Genomic DNA, 2,524 nt, shown 5'->3' with positions numbered 1-2,524 from the left:
TGTGCTACTGAGGATGGTGGCTCGTTGGTGGTAGATCTCACTAATGAAGCAACTGCCCTCCCTGGTTATAAGAAGAAAACCCTGGCAGATTTCTACACTAGCCAAGGTGCTATTGTCGTTGATTCTTTCCTGGCAGCTAATCTAGTTGGTGGTACTCCCTCATCCCGCCCTGAGGATCTAGAAGTCCATCCCCGGACTAAAGCGGTATTCATTGCCTATACCGACCATATTGCTGGTGGAGATGGCTATCCAGATTCCCGGATCTTCCAAACTGCTAAACTCAACGCTGATGTTGATGCTAAGCAGCCTTCTGGTGGGATTTACAAGATTATTGAAAACAGCGCTGATGGTACAGGTACTAGCTTCCGCTGGACTCGATTCGTGGAATCTGGAGAAGCTGGAGCAGACGATGGTGCTGGTTTTGCTAATGTAGATAACTTAGCCTTCGATACTAAAGGTAATATCTGGGGTGTCACCGATATGTCTACTAGTCAGCACAACGGTTTTAGAACTGGTGCTGAGCCAACAGAACGCACCATTGACCACACCGACACTGGTGCTACTAGTTCTTTGGTTGGGGTTTATGGTAACAACTGGGTGTTCTATGTTCCCACTAGTGGGCCTAATGCTGGGGAAGTCATCCCCTTTGCTTATGGTCCAGTGCGTTGCGAGATAACTGGTCCAACCTTTATTGGTGATACTCTAATTGTTGCAGTACAGCATCCTGGGGAAAGTGTACCCATTGGTGCAGGTCAGCCGCCTCTGCAACGAGATATTGAAATCCTGAACTTGGATGGAAGTCTGTTTACTCAGAGCCGGACTGTACCTCTTGGTAGTAACTGGCCTAGTAGCTTACCTAAGGCTGATGGTGGTGATGGCAATCCCTCTGGACCACCCCGTCCTTCTGTAGTTGGTATTCGTCGCAAGTCTGGTGAAAGGCTTGTTTAGACTAATGTTGGTTTAGACTAATGGTAAGCATTCAGCTATCAGCCGTCAGCCGTCAGCTTATTTTATTCACAAGCACCATGAGTAGCCTAAGCTATGGGCATAAACTATTCGCTTAGCATGGCCTCAGACCTTGAGCACTTCAAGTAGCGTGGGCGTAGGTTGTTAGCTGATAGCTGATAACTGATAGCTGACGGCTGAATGCTTACGACTATGTTTGTTTAGACAAGACAGCAGAATGAGATAAGACATTTTATCTTTCCCATTCTCTACCTGATTTTTACACCTTTACAATTTAGATGCTGGCGTTCGTTTATAGATTCGTCAGCTTTTTTTTGTTTTTATGTAAGCATTCAGCGTGTCGCGTATCAGCTATCAGCTTATGGGCAGGCTTGGCCAAAGGCCAAAGTCCAATGGCTGACTGCTGTTCGAGTAGCTTGCGCCTAGGACATATGCTTAGATGGGCAAATCCCCAGACTTTCAATGTTGTAAAATCTCGAACTATTCAATTCTCCCGTTTGATGTTTATTTTTTGATGTTTATTTTAAGCATTAGGCACCTCAAGTAGCGTGGCCATTCGCGTAGGGTGGCCCAAAGGCCAAGGCCAACGGCTGACAGCTGACGGCTGAATGCTTACATTTCAATCGCCTAAAACGACTACTGCTAGGATAAACTATCGCCAATTTTGATAAAGTTAGCAAAAAAGCTATCTAGATCAGCTTCGTTAATATTTGGGTTGCTGAGAATGAAGCGAATTAGAATCTGTTCTTGATAGTGAGAGTAATTGACTAATGCTTGACCGGAGCGCATTAATTGATCACGTATTTCCAGATTAAGCTGATCTAAACCATGATTAGACAGACTGTTATCTCTGGGATTATAGCGAAAACAGATATTCAAAAATGTTGGTTGAACTATCAATTGTAATTTCTCACAACTGCGAATATAATCCGCCGCGTAGCTAGCGAGTTCAAACAAGCGGTCAACCCGTGCTTCATAACCACTTTTGCCGTAGTATTTCCAGGCTAGCCACAGCTTAAGGGCATCTACTTTCCGCCCACACTGCAAGGACATAGCTCCGAGATTATAGGAACTATCTTCATCATCGTGGAAGATATAGTGAGTACCTTGACTAGAACAAGCCTCCAAATACTGTCCTGGTATATCATCTAGTGCATCAAAAAACTCTTCTTGGCTGTTAACAAGATAGGTTTGGGGAGAATAGTCACTGAACAGCTGAAAGGTTTTATATTTGTTGGTGCAAATTTCGTTAATTTCCTGACAGTTAAGAACTGGGATAGTTCCATCAGAGCTAAACAATCCTTTATCGAAAATGACATCAGCTTTGATAGGACCGGTTTCTATCACTTCTCCATCTCGTAATTCCCAACTCTGGGAAAATTGTCCTGACCCTAGATAAGAAGATTGGTGACGAACAACACGAAAATTGGCACCACAGGCTTCTATTGCTTCACCAAGTTGGGCAATGTGTCGTATGTACTTTTTTTTATTAAATGGGTAGGAAAGGTGCCTGCTTCCTCAAAAAAGACAGCAACAGTTTTCAAGGTTGACCTCAAAC

General features: G+C 44.0%; 2 protein-coding genes. One reads left to right on the top strand and one right to left on the bottom strand.

Features of this window, described 5'->3' with window-relative positions:
• A partial coding sequence (locus F6K20_RS33830) for a PhoX family protein (RefSeq protein WP_287297704.1) occupies nt 1–948 on the top strand: 948 nt, incomplete at its 5' end.
• A gap of 660 nt (nt 949–1,608) precedes the next feature.
• Here the strand turns inward: F6K20_RS33830 and F6K20_RS33825 are convergent.
• Nucleotides 1,609–2,313, bottom strand: a complete 705-nt coding sequence (locus tag F6K20_RS33825) for a pyridoxal-dependent decarboxylase (protein ID WP_287297702.1) — start codon at nt 2,311–2,313, stop codon at nt 1,609–1,611.
• Nucleotides 2,314–2,524 lie beyond the last annotated feature (211 nt).

The organism is Moorena sp. SIO2C4, assembly GCF_010672485.1.
GTDB classification, from domain to species: domain Bacteria; phylum Cyanobacteriota; class Cyanobacteriia; order Cyanobacteriales; family Coleofasciculaceae; genus Moorena; species Moorena producens.
The sequence above is the reverse complement of the archived record's forward strand: the minus strand, read 5'-3'. Positions and strand labels throughout refer to the sequence as shown.